The organism is Owenweeksia hongkongensis DSM 17368 (assembly GCF_000236705.1).
In the GTDB taxonomy this organism is placed as follows: domain Bacteria; phylum Bacteroidota; class Bacteroidia; order Flavobacteriales; family Schleiferiaceae; genus Owenweeksia; species Owenweeksia hongkongensis.
Map to the genome: position 1 here is coordinate 2,753,099 of NC_016599.1, position 18,113 is coordinate 2,771,211.

20 protein-coding genes are annotated in these 18,113 nt (G+C 40.4%); 5 read left to right on the plus strand and 15 right to left on the minus strand.

Features of this window, described 5'->3' with window-relative positions; genetic code table 11:
• Positions 1 to 133 precede the first annotated feature (133 nt).
• On the minus strand, positions 134 to 1,702 hold the full coding sequence (locus OWEHO_RS12190) for a hypothetical protein (protein WP_014202787.1): 1,569 nt from the start codon (positions 1,700 to 1,702) through the stop codon (positions 134 to 136).
• Between the two features lie 158 nt (positions 1,703 to 1,860).
• Here OWEHO_RS12190 and OWEHO_RS12195 point away from each other — a divergent pair, with 158 nt between their 5' ends.
• From OWEHO_RS12195 to leuB, 4 genes are read left to right on the plus strand one after another with little or no spacing between them, the layout of a single operon-like run.
• Positions 1,861 to 3,033, plus strand: coding sequence for a 2-isopropylmalate synthase (locus OWEHO_RS12195; RefSeq protein ID WP_014202788.1), 1,173 nt, complete (start codon positions 1,861 to 1,863; stop codon positions 3,031 to 3,033).
• Between the two features lie 17 nt (positions 3,034 to 3,050).
• Positions 3,051 to 4,436 carry a 3-isopropylmalate dehydratase large subunit gene (gene leuC / locus OWEHO_RS12200; RefSeq protein ID WP_014202789.1) on the plus strand — a complete coding sequence of 462 codons (1,386 nt, stop codon included), beginning with the start codon at positions 3,051 to 3,053 and terminating at the stop codon, positions 4,434 to 4,436.
• The gene (leuD, locus tag OWEHO_RS12205; RefSeq protein ID WP_014202790.1) at positions 4,437 to 5,033 is read left to right on the plus strand and encodes a 3-isopropylmalate dehydratase small subunit; all 597 of its coding nucleotides are present in this window, start codon (positions 4,437 to 4,439) and stop codon (positions 5,031 to 5,033) included.
• Positions 5,023 to 6,147 carry a 3-isopropylmalate dehydrogenase gene (gene leuB, locus OWEHO_RS12210; RefSeq protein ID WP_014202791.1) on the plus strand — a complete coding sequence of 375 codons (1,125 nt, stop codon included), beginning with the start codon at positions 5,023 to 5,025 and terminating at the stop codon, positions 6,145 to 6,147. The genes leuD and leuB overlap by 11 nt, the downstream gene beginning before the upstream one ends.
• Here leuB and OWEHO_RS12215 read toward each other — a convergent pair.
• The 6 genes from OWEHO_RS12215 to OWEHO_RS18540 all read right to left on the minus strand — a co-directional run bounded on the left by OWEHO_RS12215 (position 6,140) and on the right by OWEHO_RS18540 (position 11,261).
• Positions 6,140 to 6,781 (minus strand): class I SAM-dependent methyltransferase, encoded by a 642-nt coding sequence (locus OWEHO_RS12215; RefSeq protein ID WP_014202792.1) that lies wholly within the window; start codon positions 6,779 to 6,781, stop codon positions 6,140 to 6,142. The two genes, leuB and OWEHO_RS12215, sit on opposite strands and share 8 nt — an antisense overlap.
• 154 nt (positions 6,782 to 6,935) lie before the next feature.
• Positions 6,936 to 7,727, minus strand: coding sequence for a GNAT family N-acetyltransferase (locus OWEHO_RS12220; protein ID WP_014202793.1), 792 nt, complete (start codon positions 7,725 to 7,727; stop codon positions 6,936 to 6,938).
• Positions 7,727 to 8,266: a TetR/AcrR family transcriptional regulator gene (locus tag OWEHO_RS12225; RefSeq protein WP_014202794.1), complete on the minus strand. Its 540-nt coding sequence runs from the start codon at positions 8,264 to 8,266 to the stop codon at positions 7,727 to 7,729. The genes OWEHO_RS12220 and OWEHO_RS12225 overlap by 1 nt, the downstream gene beginning before the upstream one ends.
• Positions 8,267 to 8,652: 386 nt before the next feature.
• The gene (locus OWEHO_RS12230) at positions 8,653 to 9,948 is read right to left on the minus strand and encodes a DUF3500 domain-containing protein (RefSeq protein ID WP_014202795.1); all 1,296 of its coding nucleotides are present in this window, start codon (positions 9,946 to 9,948) and stop codon (positions 8,653 to 8,655) included.
• A 161-nt stretch (positions 9,949 to 10,109) separates the two neighbouring features.
• Positions 10,110 to 10,679, minus strand: a complete 570-nt coding sequence (locus OWEHO_RS18535) for a YdeI/OmpD-associated family protein (RefSeq protein ID WP_014202796.1) — start codon at positions 10,677 to 10,679, stop codon at positions 10,110 to 10,112.
• A gap of 3 nt (positions 10,680 to 10,682) precedes the next feature.
• Positions 10,683 to 11,261, minus strand: coding sequence for a YdeI/OmpD-associated family protein (locus OWEHO_RS18540; protein ID WP_014202797.1), 579 nt, complete (start codon positions 11,259 to 11,261; stop codon positions 10,683 to 10,685).
• 206 nt (positions 11,262 to 11,467) lie between these two features.
• Here OWEHO_RS18540 and OWEHO_RS12245 point away from each other — a divergent pair, with 206 nt between their 5' ends.
• A complete protein-coding gene (locus OWEHO_RS12245) occupies positions 11,468 to 12,313 on the plus strand; it encodes a winged helix-turn-helix domain-containing protein (RefSeq protein ID WP_223252687.1) in 846 nt (281 codons plus the stop codon).
• Positions 12,314 to 12,402: 89 nt separating this feature from the next.
• On the opposite strand, the gene OWEHO_RS12250 is transcribed toward OWEHO_RS12245, so the two are convergent.
• The 8 genes from OWEHO_RS12250 to OWEHO_RS12285 form a co-directional block, all read right to left on the minus strand.
• Positions 12,403 to 13,194 (minus strand): thioredoxin family protein, encoded by a 792-nt coding sequence (locus OWEHO_RS12250; protein ID WP_014202799.1) that lies wholly within the window; start codon positions 13,192 to 13,194, stop codon positions 12,403 to 12,405.
• Between the two features lie 8 nt (positions 13,195 to 13,202).
• The gene (locus OWEHO_RS12255; protein ID WP_014202800.1) at positions 13,203 to 13,733 is read right to left on the minus strand and encodes a redoxin domain-containing protein; all 531 of its coding nucleotides are present in this window, start codon (positions 13,731 to 13,733) and stop codon (positions 13,203 to 13,205) included.
• A gap of 87 nt (positions 13,734 to 13,820) precedes the next feature.
• On the minus strand, positions 13,821 to 15,083 hold the full coding sequence (locus OWEHO_RS12260) for an MFS transporter (RefSeq protein ID WP_014202801.1): 1,263 nt from the start codon (positions 15,081 to 15,083) through the stop codon (positions 13,821 to 13,823).
• Positions 15,084 to 15,124: 41 nt separating this feature from the next.
• Positions 15,125 to 15,685 carry a hypothetical protein gene (locus OWEHO_RS17970; RefSeq protein WP_014202802.1) on the minus strand — a complete coding sequence of 187 codons (561 nt, stop codon included), beginning with the start codon at positions 15,683 to 15,685 and terminating at the stop codon, positions 15,125 to 15,127.
• Positions 15,686 to 15,761: 76 nt separating this feature from the next.
• Positions 15,762 to 16,274 (minus strand): MepB family protein, encoded by a 513-nt coding sequence (locus OWEHO_RS12270; protein ID WP_316928306.1) that lies wholly within the window; start codon positions 16,272 to 16,274, stop codon positions 15,762 to 15,764.
• A gap of 110 nt (positions 16,275 to 16,384) precedes the next feature.
• Complete coding sequence (locus tag OWEHO_RS12275) at positions 16,385 to 17,158, minus strand: metallophosphoesterase family protein (RefSeq protein WP_014202804.1); 774 nt, start codon at positions 17,156 to 17,158, stop codon at positions 16,385 to 16,387.
• 18 nt (positions 17,159 to 17,176) lie between these two features.
• Positions 17,177 to 17,644: a DUF6428 family protein gene (locus tag OWEHO_RS12280; protein ID WP_014202805.1), complete on the minus strand. Its 468-nt coding sequence runs from the start codon at positions 17,642 to 17,644 to the stop codon at positions 17,177 to 17,179.
• Between the two features lie 48 nt (positions 17,645 to 17,692).
• Positions 17,693 to 18,022, minus strand: a complete 330-nt coding sequence (locus tag OWEHO_RS12285; RefSeq protein WP_014202806.1) for an ArsR/SmtB family transcription factor — start codon at positions 18,020 to 18,022, stop codon at positions 17,693 to 17,695.
• Positions 18,023 to 18,113 lie beyond the last annotated feature (91 nt).

The window sequence follows — 18,113 nt, forward strand, 5'->3', positions numbered from 1 at the left end:
GGTCCTTTTCATATTAGTGCCAACTAGTGTATAACGTCTATAGCGTTGTATCCACTATATAATTCCACTCCAAACTCTTTACAGAGCTTAGCATGTAAAGCTAAAAGAATTATTAATTTTTTTAGGATTAGGTCTAGCTCGTTACCCTTTTCCAGCGCCCTAGTAGTTTTGCTTTTTCGGTAACTATATCGCCTACGGGGCGGTTTTCTATTTTGCTTTCCAGCCAAGAGATAATGTCTAAGTAAAGGAAAGCTCGCTTTTCATAAGGGTGCTCTTCATACAGTTTTAGGCGGCCATGCAGTTTTTTAAACTCCGTTTTAAGCTGGTGCGGGTACACATTTCCAAGGTCAAGGTTTCGCAAAAAGCGAATCATTTCGCGCTGCACCTCATGCAGGTCATTCATCTTTATGAGAAACTTATACGTGCTTTTCAAGTTTCGCTCAAAGTCTTCATCCAGCCCGGCTTCATAATGCGCCACAAGATTGAGCACACGGGCAAAGCACATCAGGTCTTCGCGCATGCTGAGGTTTTTGTTGTGTATTATTTTTTGGAGGTACACAATGCAATTTAGATTATCGCCCATCCCAAAATACAGGCAGGCAATTTTGTAATAAAACAACATCACATGGTGGTGATCCAGCCGATCCTCGTGCTTCGCAATTTTCTTGTTAATCTCAGGCACTAGATAAACCCCTTCAGCAAATGAGCCATCCAAAAAGTGGAGGTTTATTTTGTTGATGTACACATATAGAAATGCCAGCGACTGGGTGTTTTCATTTTTTGGAAAACTCTTTTCAGTCACGGTTTTTTCAAGATTGTGCAGGGCCGTTTTAAACTTGGCATAATAGCGCATCAAAAAGAGCGATTCCAGCAAATAGTGATTGCCCTTCAAAAACCAAACAGGGTTTTGCGTTATCATTTTGGGTTCACTATAAAATAGCTCCACCCAGCGAGTAGCATTTTTATAGCTATTCAAAAAGTTTTGCGTCAAAAAGCTATGCCATAGGTTGGCTTTGTAGAGCCAAAGCTTTTCACGAAAACCGAGCTGTTGCAAGTCAACTTCGGGCATGCGCGCATTAAAGTATCCGGTAACGTGCTGCATCTCGGCATCGTTTTTCACATAGCCCGATTTTAGCATGGTGCCATACAGCTGCAGCGAAAGATTGGAAAGCTTACTGGCCACAATGTTCAGTCGGCTCAGGTCTTTGGCCTGAATGGAAAGTTCATCGGCACGGCCGCTTATACTGCGCGTTATGTATTGCGATTCTATTATTTTTTCAAACTCTACTATTTCAAAGGCTATGGTTTTCTCCTCGTTTTCAATGGCCTGCTGTTTTGCTTTTTCCAGCAATTTCAGGCTTTGCTTATAAAGACCTTTTTGATAAAGTATGGTAGCAAAATCCAGCTGCTCGCGCAAGTGGATACGAATGTTTTGGTGCGAGGGCGAAAGCCGAAGGCTAATCAATATTTGACGATAAAGGTGAGCCTTAAGATTGGAGACTTGCTGCTTCTTTACAATTCCGGTATTCAAAATCGCTTCTTCATCATAATCATTGGCCTTATCCAAATGGTTAAACAAGGCCATAAATTTTGCTTCTGCATTTACGTCCAGCCGATTTGCATAAAGCCGAAACTGACGCTTTTCAGATTTGGAAAGAGACTTTACTAAAATAAATAACGGATCCTTTTGTCGATTGGTCATCGTAATCTCAAAATATGTTTTTGGCTGTTTGTCAATGTGTTATAAAAAAATATAGCAGTTTAAACATTGTAATGATTGCAAAATGGGGTGAGTTTAGCAATCAACAAGCCTCTACATTCGTGAGACACAAATCTATTATTTGGTTTTAAATATTTGATATGAATGCAGATAAAGTTCAGGTTTTTGATACCACTTTACGGGATGGTGAGCAAGTGCCGGGGTGCAAGTTAAACACTCACCAAAAGGTACTTATTGCGCAAAGGCTGGATGAACTTGGCGTAGATGTAATAGAGGCGGGGTTCCCAATTTCGAGTCCCGGAGACTTTGCCTCGGTGCAAGCTATTGCAAGAATTGTGAAAAACGCCACCGTATGTGGATTGTCGAGAGCGGTGAAGAGCGATATAGAAGCCGCTGCCCGAGCTTTGGAACATGCGGTAAAGCCGCGTATTCATACAGGAATAGGAACGTCTGATTCGCATATAAAATACAAGTTTAACTCTACTCGTGAAGGGGTTGTCGAACGAGCCGTGGAAGCGGTTTCGTTCGCCAAAACTTTTGTGGATGACGTAGAGTTTTATGCCGAAGATGCTGGTCGTACCGACAATGAATTTTTGGCTTACATCTGCTCCGAAGCTATTAAAGCCGGAGCCACGGTTTTAAATATTCCGGACACTACCGGCTATTGCTTACCAGAAGCTTATGGTGCAAAAATTAAGTACCTAAAGGAAAACGTGCAGGGAATAGAAAAGGCTATTCTTTCCTGCCATTGCCACAATGATTTGGGTTTGGCTACGGCCAATTCTATAGCAGGGGTGATGAATGGTGCCCGTCAAATAGAATGTACCATAAATGGAGTGGGCGAGCGTGCAGGAAATACTTCTTTGGAAGAAATAGTGATGGTTCTTCGCCAGCATCCTTACCTAAACCTCGACACCAATGTAGATTCAAAACTACTGTACAGCACCAGCAGAATGGTATCGGAAAGTATGGGAATGCCCGTGCAGCCAAATAAAGCCATAGTAGGAGCGAATGCTTTTGCGCATAGCTCAGGAATTCATCAGGATGGTGTGATAAAAAACCGCGAGACCTATGAAATTATTGATCCCAAAGATGTTGGGGTAACCGAATCAGCAATTGTACTAACTGCCAGAAGTGGACGTGCAGCTTTAGCCTATCGGGCAAAGAATCTAGGTTATGAATTGACCAAGCTTCAGCTGGATGATGTGTACAATGAATTTTTGGTTTTTGCCGACCGAAGCAAGGAAGTATGCGATGGAGATATTCATCAAATAATGGAAAACTGTAAACTAAATGTGAGGGCTACGGCCTGATCTATTTCTGATAAAGAATGATAAAGACTCTTTTTGATAAGGTTTGGGACGCTCATGTGGTGGACAATGTCCCCGCAGGGCCCCAAATTCTTTATATAGACAAGCATTTAATACATGAGGTAACTAGCCCTCAGGCCTTTACTGAGCTGGAGGAGCGTAAGATTCCAATCTTGCGCCCCGATCAAATTGTGGCCACAGCTGATCATAATGTGCCCACAGAAGATCAGCATTTACCTATCAAAGATGAGTTGTCTAGAAATCAGGTAGAAAAGCTTACCACAAATTGTGAAAAACACGGTATTACACTGTATGGGCTTGGTGACAAATATCAAGGGATAGTGCATGTGATGGCACCGGAGCTTGGCATTACTCAACCGGGAATGACCATGGTATGTGGAGATAGCCATACTTCTACACATGGTGCTTTTGGAGCTATCGCTTTTGGAATTGGTACCAGTCAGGTGGCACAGGTTTTTGCCAGCCAATGTCTGTTGCTGCAAAAGCCAAAAAGCCTTCGTGTAAACGTGAATGGAAAGTTGGCTAAAGGTGTGCTTCCCAAGGATGTGATTCTTTATATCATTTCAAAAATTGGCACCAATGCCGGAACAGGGTATTTCTGTGAATATGCTGGAAATGTGTTTGAAGAAATGAGCATGGAAGGCCGAATGACGGTTTGTAATATGAGCATCGAAATGGGTGCTCGTGGCGGAATGATAGCTCCTGATGAAACCACTTTTGAATATGTAAAAGGTCGTGAGTTTGCTCCAAAAGGTGAAGAGTTTGACATGAAGGTAGCTTATTGGAAAACCTTAAAAACTGATGCGGACGCGGTGTTTGACAAGGAGTACAATTTTGACGCAGCAGACATTGCACCCATGGTAACGTATGGCACCAATCCTGGGATGGGCATCAAGTTGAATGGATTTATTCCAATGGACTTTAAAGGTGAAAGTTTCACCAAATCATTAAAATATATGGGGTTTGCTCCGGGCGAGTCATTGCTCGAAAAGGAAGTGAACTATGTATTTATAGGTAGCTGTACCAACAGCCGAATAGAGGACTTTAGGATAGTCGCAGATTTTATAAAAGGAAAACAAAAAGCACCAAACGTAAATGCGCTGGTGGTTCCTGGCTCACAACAAGTAGCAAAGCAAATTTTTGAGGAGGGGTTATCTCAAACTTTTGAGGAGGCAGGTTTTAAGATTCGTCAGCCGGGATGCTCAGCATGTCTGGGAATGAATGAGGACAAAGTTCCGGCTGGCGAATATTGCGTTTCTACAAGCAATAGAAATTTTGAAGGTAGACAAGGGCAAGGCGCTCGCACTATTTTGGCTAGCCCTTTGGTGGCGGCAGCTACAGCTGTAGAAGGTAGAATTGTAGACATCACTAAATTTTTGAATTAGATGGAAAAGTTTGTAAAGCTGCACAGCACTGCGGTGCCTCTGCCTATTGAAAATATAGACACCGATCAGATTATCCCCGCCCGCTTTTTGAAAGCCACCAATAAGGTGGGTTTTGGGGCTAATCTATTTAGAGATTGGCGCTATGATGGCGAAGGAAAACCGCTTACCAATTTTGTGTTAAACGACCTTACCTATGGCGGACATATCCTTTTGGCGGGTGATAATTTTGGTTGTGGAAGCAGCCGCGAACATGCCGCGTGGGCCTTGGCTGATTATGGTTTTAAAGTAGTGGTGAGCAGCTATTTTGCTGACATCTTCAAAGGAAATGCCTTGAATAATGGTATTCTTCCAATTCAGGTTTCCCCTGAGTTTTTAGCGGAAGCTCTGGACAGAGTTCGCAGAAACCCTTGTTTGAAAATAGTGGTGGATTTAGAAAATCAAACCATTAGCGTGGAAGAGTTGAATGAACACTTTGAGATAGACTCGTATAAAAAGCTATGCCTGATGAATGGCTATGATGATATCGACTTTTTAATTAGTAGAAAAACTAAAATTGAGGCTTTTGAAGCTTCAAAAAGCTTGAGTTATGGAGTATAAAATTGCGCTGTTGTCAGGTGATGGAATTGGGCCTGAAGTAGCAAAACAAGCCGTGAATGTGTTGGAATCGGTAGGAAAAGCATTTGGGCACACCTTCACTTTTGAAGAAGGACTTGTGGGTGCTATTGCCATTGATAAAACGGGAAATCCTTTACCGGATGAAACGATAAAAATTTGCTTGAGAGGTGATGCAGTCTTGTTCGGGGCTATTGGTGATCCGAAGTATGATACAAACCCGGATGCCAAAGTGCGCCCCGAACAGGGTCTGCTGAAACTTAGAAAGTCGCTCGGCCTATACACCAATGTGAGGCCCGTAAAGGCTTATCCAACTTTATTGGACAAATCACCATTAAAGCGCAATCGCATTGAAGGTGCAGATATGTTGATTTACCGTGAACTTACCGGTGGTATATATTTTGGCGAAAAGCACCTAAGTGAAGACGGTAAGCAAGCTTCCGATTTGTGTAGTTATTCTGAAGAGGAAATAAGCCGTATAGCCAGAATGGCTTTTGAAGCCGCTAAGCTTAGAAGAAAGAAAGTAACCTTGGTAGATAAAGCCAATGTGCTGGAAACTTCGCGCCTATGGAGACGAGTGGTTACAAAAATCGCCAAGGAAGAATATCCACAAATTGAGCTTGACTTTTTGTTTGTAGACAATGCAGCAATGCAAATGATACTTGACCCCAGACAGTTTGATGTAATCCTTACGGAGAATATGTTTGGTGATATAATTTCTGATGAAGCCAGCGTGATTGGCGGTTCAATCGGGCTTTTGGCCTCAGCCTCTGTTGGCGATGAGCATGGTTTGTTTGAGCCTATTCATGGATCATATCCGCAGGCCAAAGGGAAAAACATTGCCAATCCCATAGCGTCTATTTTGAGTGCCGCCTTATTGCTGGATTATCTCGGTCTTAATGAAGAAGGTAATGCCGTGCGAGAAGCGGTAGATATTGCCCTGGCCAACGGTGTGGTAACTTCTGATCTGGATGAGCACAGCACGTATGGAACCAAAGCTGTAGGAGACTACATTTCGGTTTTAATTCAAAGTGCAGAGGAACTGGTGGTAAATCTCAATCATCAAAATATTTCGCTCGGGCAGTCTACTATTATTTAGCAGGCGAATCTTTTTTACATACTATTTGCCAAAACTTTTGCGAAGGCTTGCTCTCTATATTTTTGGCGGGCTCACTTATTTCAGTTGCTTCCAGCAAGCCATGGTTGCCAAACTCTTTCTCTATAGATTCAGGTTGGTAATAAAATAGTTTCACGCCATGTTTAGTCACAAACCAATCCTTTCCTAATCTTATACCCTCACCATAGGTGGGGGTATTTGTTGAAATAGCTACAAAAACCATAAGGCCACCAGGCTTTAATTGGCGGTAGCAGTCGTTAATAAGTTTGGCTCTTTCGGTTTCATTCAAAAGATGAATCAAGGCGTAGCAAAAAATACCATCATACTGATGGCTATCAAATGGCATATCACCAACACCACCATGATGAACGGTTATGCTTTCTCCAAAATGCTGCTTAGCTAAAGCTATGGCCGTTTCTGAAATTTCGATACCCGTAACCTTTAGGCCCTTTTCGGTAAATACCCTGGCATTTCGGCCATAGCCAAAACCGGGAATGAGAATGTTTGTTAATCCTTTTTCTAAAAACAGATTGGCAGCAGTAATAGCAGAATCCGCTGGAGCAGATCCCCACATTTCTTGTTTGTCTTTAAAAGCAGATTCCCAGAATTCGGTCATGTGTAATTGTTGGTGAAGGTCTCGTGTATGAGCAGTAGCGGATTTTATTCAACTACTTTTCAACTTAAAGATACTTTAAGTTAATAAAATAGCGGTTCGAGCTAGAACTCAAACCACTATTGCTTATACATAATTATTTTGCTAGTATTTTTTGCTAAACAATATCCTTAAAATTAATGTCAAAAATTATATTCGAGCAATAAAACCCTGATTTTTCAATTGCTTTTCTTGAAGCAATATTATCCAATGTGGTTGAGCAAATTGGTTTTCTTCCGCTTTGGAGGATTCTGTTTACTTGCATTTTCATGATTTGAGTTGCAAGTCCTCTGCCTTGAAATTTACGATTCACGATAATTCCTAGGTCTGCTATTTCAGGTTGAGAATCGCTCATTCTGCATTCACTTGTTGCTACGATTGATTCAGACTCTTTAAGCATAAAAATTTCTTTTCTTGCTACAAGATTCTCTGTATAACCAAAAGTGTCGTCCATACCAACTTGTTCCTTTAGAAATAGCTTTACTGAAGGAATATTGTCCGTATTGACCAATTCAATATTTAGGTCCGAATCAACTTTCACTTCATTGTTCACATGCTGAAAACAAAAGGTATTTTTCTTCAACGATTTCGAATGGGACAAACATGCGTTAAATGCCACAGGTTCGTTTGAACTCAAACTTGCAGAATTTATTAATCCGTTTGAAATTAGTTCTTGAATTACGTTCTCCATCAGTGTTAGATGGTTTTTAGCAAGAAATATTTGAGTTAAAGATCCTTCTTCATTAATGCAGCAATACCCTAATGTTTCATTTTCTTCAATTAGATAATGCTGTGATGAACCTATGTAAAGCTGTTCCCACATTGCATCAATGGGAGCTTTTAATGATTTGTATAACTGTGACCTTAAATTATTAATTGTTTCTGTAATATCTGTTTTTATGAAATGCATTATAATGCGTATTTTTTAATTATTTCTTTTTTGACTTGTTGTAAAGGGAAGTCTTCATAAATCCCTAAATAATTTAGAGCTATCCCGTCCAATTCAGCAATGAACATATGGCTCATGACCAAGGAATTTTCAATATCAATTTTATCAAAAATCTCCTTAGTTTTTTTTAATATAAAAGATGACCTTTCTTTAATTAAGTCATCTAATACCTTTCTAGTGTTAGGTTGAACCATTACATTCATATTAAATTGGAAGAATAGCTTATCTGATGCCAGTTTCGAAAAGAATGATTCTAATAGTTCAGCGAGTTGTTTGTTAGGGGTTTGATTTTCCTTATCAACTCTGTTTATTTCAACAATCAACTGAGTTGTTTTTAGAAAAATTTCTCTTAATAATCCATCTTTCGACTTAAAATGATGGGAAATTAGTCCTTTAGAGACATTTGCCTTTTCACATACCAACGACAGTGGTGTATTCTCGTATCCTCTCTCGGAGAATAGTTTAGTAGCTATTTCTATTAATTGTTCTCTCTTATCCATAAAAAATCGATTAAAGCTAATTGGCTGCACGTACGGTCAGTGCAAATGTAAAAACATTTTCTTATTGGCAAGAGAATTGTTTTAAAAGAAAATTTTATCTGCTTGGAGAGTTTTTTTGTAGTAAGCACAACTAATGCCTAAACAACATATTGCTTATATCCACTATATAATTTAACGCTGTATCCCGCTCTAACTCTGCAATTGCTTAGCTTTTAGGGAAACATGCCCTTGCAAGATAGATTTTAATTTCAAAGTATCGGGGTGATACAATGCGATGGTTTGGCCAGTTATGGCATTATAAAAATACAAGTGATTGCAAACAAAAAAAGCGGTTTGAGTGCTTACCCAAACCGCTTTCACCTTTAACACAAAGTTGGTTTTAAAACCTACCCTTCATGATGGTGATGGTGACCATGTGTGTGATTGTGATCCTCCAGTTTTACGGTGTAGTCAAATTTAAATGAGCTCAATTCATGGTGATTTGCCATGGCGTAGTGCTCATATAATGTTTTGGGGCCATTGCCATTAATCATACTGGCAAAAATGCCATAGTCGCCACCATTGTCTGTAGTCGGGTTGTTGGGAATACGGGTAATGGTATGCACATGATTATAATCAGCTATGCTACCTGAGTTGGCCCCGGTAGAACCTTCGGTATTAAATTCTGCCCATAGGTAAGGGTTGTAAATTCTGTAATAAAACTCAGAAGTGGCCGTGGGTGTGGTGCCAGCATCATTTATCCACACAAAGTATGTGTCATTTATGTTGGTCATAATATCAGCCCACCATACATCTGCAAAATTGGTGGTCATATTATATACATATTCCTTCATTACCAATATAAGATTGGCTTGAGCTGTGGCCGACATTTCTGAATATTTCAGACCAGTTTCAAAACCTGAATAATCATAGTTTCCTTTATATGGATCAGGGTCTCCGTTCATATCGGCCGGTCCTACCTGTAAGGAATGAGATGTAGAAGTGGATGATGCCTGTGAAAGTTCAGTTGCATCCAGGCTGTTGTATAAAGTTAAGGCCAAATCTCTTTCATCAGAAAAGATATCAAACGATTCACCATTCCATGTGTCGACAGCAGGCTCGCCACCCAAAAAAGCAGGAACAATAGATACATTATCTCCATGCACCAAAAAGTTGACTACACAGTGATGGCCATCTAATTGAAATCCCCATGAGCCACTGGTTTCAGGGTCACCAAACATATCTATAGAATAGAAATCGGGGTTCCATACCGCACTCATTACATTGTTCAACCAGCCTTCTGATAACTCTGTGATTTCATATACTTTTTGATATCCATCAGCGCTCAAAAACAGCTGGAGAATTTCTTTGAAAGCTGTAAGCTGAGAGGCGCTTAAATCTCCGTAGGTAATTCCATCCCTGTTATTATTGTTCGCAGGGGTGTTGTGCCATAAATAAAAGCGCTCATTGTCAAGACAAGTAGACCCTTCATTCAGGAGCTCAGTAGATAGTGAGTTTCTAAATGCTACCATGGCTTGTCTCATGGTTTCAATCTCTGTATTGGAAGATTGGTCTACCGTACCAGAAGTATTGCAAGCGTCTACCGTGGTATCTGTATCAGTACTATCCTCATCTTTTTTGCAGGAAGAAAAAGCCAGCAAGCATAGGCTTAAAGCCAAAAGCGGGAATTTTATTTGTGTCATTGTTTATGGTTTTGTCCTTTAGACAATGAAAAGAGAGAAATCCTTCGCTTTTAATTTTTAATAAAATGTTATAAGTCTCCTGTTTGTGGTAAAATATGTGAACCATTGGATTTAATATTCATTAAACCCCTTCCCTGAAAAGATTTTGGGCAGGCATTTTTCTACCCGGTTTCGCGGGTTTTGGCTTGCTTGGCTTGTGAAATGTGAAGGATGTAACTACGCTGTCTTCCTGGGGTTAAAGAATAAAATGCTGATTGAAGATTTGGGTCTTCGTCTAATCTGTTTTGTAGCTCCTCAGGGATTGGCTCAAGGTCTTTTTTAAACTCTACTTTAAGGCCAGCTTTTTCTACTTCTACAGCTTCAAAAATGTAGGCTTTTATAAGGTCTTCGATTTCTATAATTTGCTGCGGCTTGGTAAACTTAAATAGTCGGGCAGCTTGTGAGTTTTCACCGGGTTTATCCAGCAAATTGTTTTCATCACTAAGCAAGGCACCCTTAAAGAAGCTGAGGGCCGCGTAATCTTTAAAAGCACTTACTATGGCCACATTTGCACCTTTGTAAGTATAGCAGGGCACGCCCCATTTGCTTTCTTCGGTCAGGCCGCAATCGAGTACAATTTTACGCAGTAGCTTTAGCTCTTCGGGCCAATTGTAAACTTTACATTGTGGGGTTCCGCCTAGGGGACAGCGTCCGCAGCCTTCCGTAAAATATAAATCAACATTCGTATTCATGCGTTAATCATTTAAGCCCTTTCCGGCTAAAATATCGGGGGTGGCTTTTTCAATTCTCGACACACGGGTTTTGGATTGTTTCGCCCCAGAGAAATGTAAAAGATAGCCTCTTTGTCGGCCTGGCGTTAAAGCTTTAAAAGCATCTTTCAATTCGGGGTCTTCCTCCAAGGCGGTTTTAAATTCTTCAGGCATGTCAAATTCCTTGGTCTTCTTCAATTCCACTTTTAGCCCAGCTTTTTCTACTTCTACAGCTTCGTGTATATATGCTTTGATGGTAGGTTCTGTCTCCAAAATCTCTTCCAGCGTAGTAAAGCGAATTTGGCGGGCAGCCTGTACATTTTCAGTTTGCTGAATAAGAATATCCTCGCTGTCTTTTAGTAAAGCTCCTTTGTGAAAAAGCAGTGCACAGTATTCTTTAAAACCATGAATCAAAACTACGTTGCTACCATTGAGTGTGTAGCAAGGTACTCCCCATTTCAGCTCTTCGGTGAGCCCACAATCCAGAACAATGGTTCTTAGTTTCTGATATTCTTCCTGCCACTTACTGGCTTTATTGAAGTAGAAATCGACTTTTGGGTTCATAGTAATCAAATGAGGTGCATTTAGTATTTCAAATCTATTTATTTTTTCAAGTATCTACCGACCTTGCTTTAGCTAGGGGGCTTATTAAGAAGTGTAAATTAATGTAAAAGCAGAAGCAAAACATTTCAATTGGACCTATTATCCGGTAGATTTGTAACATGGGTTTTATAAAAGTTAAAATCGGACTTCTTGTTTTGTGGAGCTTCATGATTGACATCTCAGGAGCGTACGCTCAGCTGAGGCTGGATGACAAACATGTAAATGTGGCTTTACGCATGGTGGGGCATCAGATGCTCCTCAATGCTGGCGATAGCACTTCACGCGTGTTGCCTGTTGGCAGAAATGGGGATAGCTATGAGTTAAAGTTTGAAGCGCCTATTAAAATAGAGCCAAATGAATTGGTGCAGGTGATGGATAGCGTGGTGAAAAAAGCCAGTATTGCCAAGAGCTATTTGGTAGAAATACAAAACTGCGAGAGTAAAGAAGTACTGTATAGCTATGAAATTGGGGGTCCTGAAAAGATGGATATTATTCCTTGCAGAGGGAGGGAGTTGCCAGTTGGTTGCTATTTGTTGTCATTCACTATTTTAGAGCTGCCATTGTCTCTGCAGTCTTCAAGAGCAGAATCGAATGTAGCCTCTACTCAGCCTCAAGGTCATTTGCCAATGGCGGTATCAGCGGCCTTGCTTATCATTATTACAGTTTTGTGGTTTTACTTCCGTAAAAATCCCACTAGTAATAGAGAGAATCCTAACATGATTTCTCTTGGAGCTTTTGATTTTGACACCCTAAATATGGTGCTTTTGCATCAAGGGAAAAAAACAGATTTAACATCCAAAGAGTCTGATTTATTGTTGCTGTTGTATAACTCTGCCAACTCCACTTTAGACCGTGATACCATATTAAATAAAGTATGGGGCGATGAAGGCGATTATGTGGGCCGCACATTGGATGTGTTTATTTCTAAGCTTCGCAAAAAACTGGAAGGAGATACGAACCTGAAAATAGTGAATGTGCGAGGGGTAGGGTACAAGCTTATTTTGAATGAGTAACTGTTTGGGTTTTCTCAATCTATAATACAGTAAAAAAGGCCGCAATTGCGGCCTTTAATGAATCAGTACTTTAACCTAAATATTAATCACTATGCTTTGCTGGCCTTTACCGGGCAGCCAATAGCTTTTGTGAAATTGGGGTTTGGTTTTTCTCCTTTTTGCAATGCGGCAATAGCATCCTCCACATATTTTACGGTTACATCTTCTGGAGATTTCGCATTATTGTCAATGGTGCCAATGTATTGTACGGTGCGATTTGCATCTAGCAAAAATACGTGAGGCGTTCTCACCGCTCCATATTGTGGATATATTTTTTGCCCTTCATCTACCAAGTAGGGAAATGGGAAACCTTTTTCCTTTGCGCGATTTTGCATTACTTTATAGCCTTCCATTTCGTTTTCCGGACTATTTGGGTTGATAGCAATTACCGGATAACCTTGTGGTGCATAGGTGTTGTGCAACTCGATTAAACGGTCTTCATACATTTTTGCAAATGGACATTCGTTGCAGGTAAAAGTTACAATGTAGCCTTTGGCATCTTTAAAGTCAGCCAGCGAAACCATTTTGCCATCCACGTTTTTAAGAGAAAAATCGGTGGCAACCTCGCCCATTTTATAGCCGCCTATTTCTTCCAGAGTTTTGGTTTGCTCCGGGCTTCCTCCTCTTGGTGGTCCTTTTCTTTCACCATGCGGTGGGTGCCCTTTTTCACCTCCATGTCCATGAGGGCCTTTATGGTCTCCATCTTTTGGTGGGTGTCCTTCGTGATGGCGGCCTTCAGCAGGCTTATTCTTTTCTTGACTTGCAGTATTTTGTTCTGCTTGATTGTTGCAAGATGCAAGGCCAAATGCCAATGCCGCAACGAGTACGCTCAATCTCTTCATTTTTAAATTCAATTGGTATTAAAGTGTTTATGTATGGTGTTTTCCAAGTCTTGTAGACTTTCAAAAGAGCGCTCAAAATATTCACGCTTTTCTTTATTAAAAACAATGGTAAAAGGAATGGCTCCTGACCAGTTTGGGTCTATTTCATCAATCCAGTAATTGGAATCCGGGTCATCTAGCAAAATAACTTTTGAGGTGATATTTTTCCTCTTTAAGAAAGGCTTGATTTTGCTATCAATGTCTTTTGGAAAATCGAGACTGATATAAATAACCTTAGTTTTTTGATTTCGATTGCTTTTGGCATACTCCACAAAGTAGGGAAGCTCTTTTACACAAGGAGCGCACCACATAGCCCAAAAGTTTACCATGTAGGTTGTGTCTGAATTTGTGTAAAGCAGGGGTTCTAAATCCTCAAAATCATAAATAGGAATTGTATCCGTAATCGGGTAATTCTTCACAGAAATGTTTTCGGGTGCTTGGTTGGTGCAAGCCAGGCAAACCGAAATAAGAATTAGGTAAATATGAAACCCTTTCATCATAGTGTAAGTTCTATTTCTGATAGACCAATTTTTTATGAAGAGGTTTAATATAGATTCTGATTTTGAGGGAACTTTAAATGGGTATCCTTATCGTTTTACAATCCTGCTAAAGCGGAACGAAGCGAAAAATCCCGCTAGTGCGAAAATGGCTAACATCACAAATACCTGCTGATGTCCAATAATTCCAGGCGAACGGTCTAAAAAATAACCCATCACGGGGCCAACAAAAATATCTGGTGTAAAGCCTATAACAGAAACTACTCCAACAGCTGTTCCTGTCAAAGCCAAAGGTATTTTAGCTTCATGCAAAACTGCAAAGTACAAAGTGCGCGCAGCATAAGTTCCGGTGGCGGTAATGATGAGTGACAAGAAAAATAGAAAGTTGAGATTGGCAGAAATGCCACCCGATGCAAAAGCAATAGCACCAATAAGCATGGTTGCAAAACCAACCTTCAGCCAAAGCGAACTTTTGGTTTTATCGGCTAGTAGACCAATAGTGATACATACAATTGGTCGAAGGTACAATTGAAAAGTTCCGACTTGAGCTGCTTGCACTTCATCAAACAGCATGATTTCGCTGGCATAAAGTGAGAAAATATCGGTGAGCTTGTAGCCTACATAGGCGCATAACACTATAATCATCAAAAGCCAAACGGCTGGGAGTCGCATCACCATTTTGATATTGGCAAAAGAATGTCTTTTGGATTGGGTTGTGGTGTCGACTTCCTCGTCATCTTTAAGAAAAATGAAAACCAACAGACCAATAAAAGCGACCAGAAAGGAAGAGAATAACACAACAAATCGAAAGGCTTTCTGGCGCTCGGGTAAGCTGGCCGATTGAATATCTGCAGGTAAAAAGAGTGCGAAAATGAAAACCCCAATGGCACCTATAGAGGCGGCTACAAAACCTCTACCTCCTTCCAAAAAGCCAAAAGCGCGCCCTTGATTTGCGGAGCCGCCCCATACGCGGGTAGCTTTTATCATGGCACCCCAAAATAAAAATATGGTGGTGAAACCCCAGTAGCCGAAAAGCCATTTTAAAATTAGATAAGAGGGAAATGTAGCCATGAGTAAACCGCCAATGGCTGTGAGAAACAAAGCTGTGGCTATTAATTTTCTAGGGGAAAACTTATCCGCAATAGCGCCACCATATAAATAGGAGAGAAGTGCCACCACACCATATATGGAAAAGCAGGTGCCCAACTGAAAATTGTTGACCTGAAAAACATCCAGAAATGTAGGCCGGAAAATTCGAGCTAGCACAAAGGGTAAAATGAAAATGGATTCACCAGCCAGAATGAGCAACACAATGCGGTAAAAAGAAGAAGCCTTGGTTTTTGGTGAGTTCATTTTTATCAAGGTTATTGAGAGGGAAGTGCAAATAGAATGGACTAATTTTTTAAACCTCCTATTTCAATGAGTTGTTTTTGAATTCTGATAGCCCATTTTTCCTGATTGATGTAATTGGTTCCTAGCTCAGTGTCCTCTTCATACTGCACTTGATAATCATAGTACTCTTTATATATTTGGTCATATAGCTCGGAAGCTTTTGCTGCTGTAATAAATGATTCTTCAAAGAGTATCAGATTCAGTTTTCGGGCATATAACTCAGCAATATCGAAGTGTAGTTGCTCATGAGCCAAAACATCGTCATCTACTTTTTCGGGGAAGTAAAATGAGGAATCACACTGAAACTCAGCAAAAGCCTTATAGGTGGATTTCCCATTCCAAATATGTGTCTTAACAGAACTCATTGAAATTCCGCAATATGTTACAGCAGCAACGTCCCAATTTTTAGTAGGTGCTTTAAAATCAGTCCACGTGAGTTTTTTATTGGCATCCCAGTTTAATGATTGGGAGTGTCCAATGTTTGAAAGGAAAGCAAAGATGATAAGGGAAACCATCTTAAGGTAAGAAGTCCAGAATAAACTACGGAGTGGATGAAAGGTCATTGCTATCGGGTTATTTACTCACTTCTGAAATTCCAAAGCAAACAATACGCTGGCAATATACAATGGTCGAATTTTATTAAATACTTAATAATTGTTGCACATGCATTAAGTTAGGATTACTAGTAATTTCCACAAAATACTCGATTTGCCATTTTTGGGTTTTTTCGGCTTGTTTGCTGGTAGGGGCGTCCCAAGGTGGGTACACCCGGAAACCTCTTTTGCCATCTTTGGCGTGCGTTGCCACTATTCCTTTTTCAATGAGAATTGATTTTGGGACTATAAATTGACCACGCTTGGTTTCGCTGGTTACGCTTATAATGTAAAAATCAAAAGGGTCATTTTCATGCAAAGGCTCAGTAATACCTTCAATATTTCGTTTCCAAAAGGTAACAAATTGCCCGGCTTTCTTTGGGGTTACTTTAGCACTTCGGTAAACTATGCTTTGCCCATTGAGCTTAAATCTGCAAGCATCATATTCCTTGCTTTCGGGTTCGTTTGCAAACGCAGAAACCTCAAATGAACTCTTGTCGAAGAGTACATTTAAGATTTCTGGTAAGGGAGTATTTGTATTTAGAGAGGGGATTGGTATCGTGGTTTATATCGCGTGCTGGCGGTTTGTAATTCTATATACAACATGTTCCTAATTGGAGGGACATTTACGGGCAAGGTACAAATATGAACCTCTAAGCCATTCTTATTCTAATACCCGTTCCTTAGGTTTTCGGCAAAGCTGTTGGGCAGAATACTGTTTTCTACCGCCTTGGCAGCTTTCTCAATGTCGTATATAAATTTTACTATTTCTACCGAAACGCTATTCTTACTTGTGATGGAAGCGTTTTCGTCAATCTCCAAAATGACATAGCTGCCCCGAGTATCATTGTCCTTGGGTTTACCCACTGAGCCCAGATTTACAGCATGCCTGAAATATGGATTTTCCTCATCCCCGGAATTCAAAATTCTATGATAGGGCTTGTGGGTATGTCCAAAACAAAGAATGTCTGCATCGGCATCTTCCATCATCCGGATCATGCTTTGCTCGTCTTTGTCCTCCAGTAGATATTCACTTATATCTATGGGACTACCGTGTACCAACAGCAAATTCAAGCGATCATCATTAAGCTGAAACTCAACTTTTATGTGAGCTGGAAGTGTACGCAGATACGTGCGGTTTTTATCGGAAAGTGCATCCACAGTAAAAGCTGCTGAAATGGCGCCATTGGTCATCTGGCCATCGGCATTTAGTACAGGGCTAGAATCTTTGCTTTTTCTACTAATGTAAAAATCATGATTGCCGGCAATAGTGGGTATTCTCCTTTTGCGGATTTCGTCAATTACCTCGTTTGGCCAAATGTTGTAGCTCACCAAGTCGCCAAGGCAATAAATAGCATCGTATTCCCTTTTGTCGATATCTTCAAAAAAAGCCTCCAATCCCGGTAGGTTGGCGTGAATGTCACTAAACAAAACGATTTTCATAACCCTGTACTTTTGAGATTAGCAGCAACCACCTCCAGGTGTGCAGCTATTGGCAGCTTGTATTTCTGAAAGTTGCTTTTTTGGTTTCTCAGCAGGAATACCACATTGGTCTTTTGCTAGGCAATCCGTTTGTTTGGTGGTCAATAAGAAGTGGGTTCCGTCAAAGTCGAGACCGAATTTGCCGATGGTGTCACCTTGGTATTCTACTTCAATTTCTAAATCACCAATTCCAAGTGCTTTTTCCGAAAGCTCAATAATGCTCACAAGCTTCTCTGGGTGCAATCTGTGGTCATAGTCATTTGCGTTCCAAAGCTGAAAGTTCACCACTTCTTCATTGCGAACGGTTCCGCCACAATCAATAAAGTGCTTAGTGATTTTCCCCACTTCCGTTACGTGAAAATGGCTTGGTACCAACTCTCCATTTGGCAATTGAAAAGAGATGGTTTCTAATTGATTAAGCTTGTTTTTTACCTCTGATAACTTCATCTTATTATTTGTTTATTGCGATTATACGATTATTGAATTCAAATTTTTTTAGCAGCAACTTGTTTTAGAAACGTCTTGATCTAAAAACTGGGACATAACACTTTTCATGGCTGTCCAATTTTCAGAATCTATACAATAGCAAACGCTCGTTCCTTCTACATTTCCCTTTATCAGACCTAAGTTTTTTAGTTCCTTAAGGTGTTGCGAAATAGTGGGCTGTGCTAGCCCGATTTCGTTTACCAAATCACCACATACGCAGCTGTTTATTTTAAACAAGTGCTGCAAGATGGCTACTCTGGCCGGATGCCCGAATACCTTGGCGAACAAAGAAACTTTGTTTTGCTCATCTGTAAACATCTCCGTTTTAGCTAATCCCATTTTTGATTCATTAATTCATTGCAATATTACGATTAATGTTTTAGCTAGCAAGATTATTTGTCAAAAAGAAAGAGTGCATTTTGATTTCCAT

What these genes read in the sequence shown, in the direction of transcription:
- leuB (WP_014202791.1), top strand. Translation starts at nt 5,023, where the DNA reads ATGGAGTATAAAATTGCGCTGTTGTCAGGTGATGGAATTGGGCCTGAA.
- OWEHO_RS12250 (WP_014202799.1), bottom strand. Translation starts at nt 13,194, where the DNA reads ATGAAGAGATTGAGCGTACTCGTTGCGGCATTGGCATTTGGCCTTGCA.
- leuD (WP_014202790.1), top strand. Translation starts at nt 4,437, where the DNA reads ATGGAAAAGTTTGTAAAGCTGCACAGCACTGCGGTGCCTCTGCCTATT.
- OWEHO_RS12280 (WP_014202805.1), bottom strand. Translation starts at nt 17,644, where the DNA reads ATGAAGTTATCAGAGGTAAAAAACAAGCTTAATCAATTAGAAACCATC.
- OWEHO_RS18540 (WP_014202797.1), bottom strand. Translation starts at nt 11,261, where the DNA reads ATGAACCCAAAAGTCGATTTCTACTTCAATAAAGCCAGTAAGTGGCAG.
- OWEHO_RS12190 (WP_014202787.1), bottom strand. Translation starts at nt 1,702, where the DNA reads ATGACCAATCGACAAAAGGATCCGTTATTTATTTTAGTAAAGTCTCTT.
- OWEHO_RS17970 (WP_014202802.1), bottom strand. Translation starts at nt 15,685, where the DNA reads ATGACCTTTCATCCACTCCGTAGTTTATTCTGGACTTCTTACCTTAAG.
- OWEHO_RS12255 (WP_014202800.1), bottom strand. Translation starts at nt 13,733, where the DNA reads ATGATGAAAGGGTTTCATATTTACCTAATTCTTATTTCGGTTTGCCTG.
- OWEHO_RS12220 (WP_014202793.1), bottom strand. Translation starts at nt 7,727, where the DNA reads ATGCATTTCATAAAAACAGATATTACAGAAACAATTAATAATTTAAGG.
- leuC (WP_014202789.1), top strand. Translation starts at nt 3,051, where the DNA reads ATGATAAAGACTCTTTTTGATAAGGTTTGGGACGCTCATGTGGTGGAC.
- OWEHO_RS12245 (WP_223252687.1), top strand. Translation starts at nt 11,468, where the DNA reads ATGATTGACATCTCAGGAGCGTACGCTCAGCTGAGGCTGGATGACAAA.
- OWEHO_RS12195 (WP_014202788.1), top strand. Translation starts at nt 1,861, where the DNA reads ATGAATGCAGATAAAGTTCAGGTTTTTGATACCACTTTACGGGATGGT.
- OWEHO_RS12285 (WP_014202806.1), bottom strand. Translation starts at nt 18,022, where the DNA reads ATGGGATTAGCTAAAACGGAGATGTTTACAGATGAGCAAAACAAAGTT.
- OWEHO_RS12275 (WP_014202804.1), bottom strand. Translation starts at nt 17,158, where the DNA reads ATGAAAATCGTTTTGTTTAGTGACATTCACGCCAACCTACCGGGATTG.
- OWEHO_RS12225 (WP_014202794.1), bottom strand. Translation starts at nt 8,266, where the DNA reads ATGGATAAGAGAGAACAATTAATAGAAATAGCTACTAAACTATTCTCC.
- OWEHO_RS12215 (WP_014202792.1), bottom strand. Translation starts at nt 6,781, where the DNA reads ATGACCGAATTCTGGGAATCTGCTTTTAAAGACAAACAAGAAATGTGG.
- OWEHO_RS12230 (WP_014202795.1), bottom strand. Translation starts at nt 9,948, where the DNA reads ATGACACAAATAAAATTCCCGCTTTTGGCTTTAAGCCTATGCTTGCTG.
- OWEHO_RS18535 (WP_014202796.1), bottom strand. Translation starts at nt 10,679, where the DNA reads ATGAATACGAATGTTGATTTATATTTTACGGAAGGCTGCGGACGCTGT.
- OWEHO_RS12260 (WP_014202801.1), bottom strand. Translation starts at nt 15,083, where the DNA reads ATGAACTCACCAAAAACCAAGGCTTCTTCTTTTTACCGCATTGTGTTG.